The organism is Bacillus sp. ATD (assembly GCF_050585765.1).
Classification (GTDB): Bacteria; Bacillota; Bacilli; order Bacillales; family Bacillaceae; genus Bacillus; species Bacillus stercoris.
The window spans coordinates 1-283 of record NZ_JBOBQH010000037.1; the positions used below are offsets into that span (position 1 = coordinate 1).

The following is a 283-nucleotide window of genomic DNA, read 5'->3' on the forward strand; positions in this document are numbered from 1 at the left end:
GCCTTGGTGAGCCATTACCTCACCAACTAGCTAATGCGCCGCGGGTCCATCTGTAAGTGGTAGCCGAAGCCACCTTTTATGTTTGAACCATGCGGTTCAAACAAGCATCCGGTATTAGCCCCGGTTTCCCGGAGTTATCCCAGTCTTACAGGCAGGTTACCCACGTGTTACTCACCCGTCCGCCGCTAACATCAGGGAGCAAGCTCCCATCTGTCCGCTCGACTTGCATGTATTAGGCACGCCGCCAGCGTTCGTCCTGAGCCAGGATCAAACTCTCCGATAA

Annotated in this window: 1 rRNA gene; it reads right to left on the reverse strand. The window is 54.8% G+C overall.

From position 1 onward, the window contains the following. Positions 1–283, reverse strand: a 16S ribosomal RNA gene (locus ACQXR1_RS22225); the annotation flags it as partial.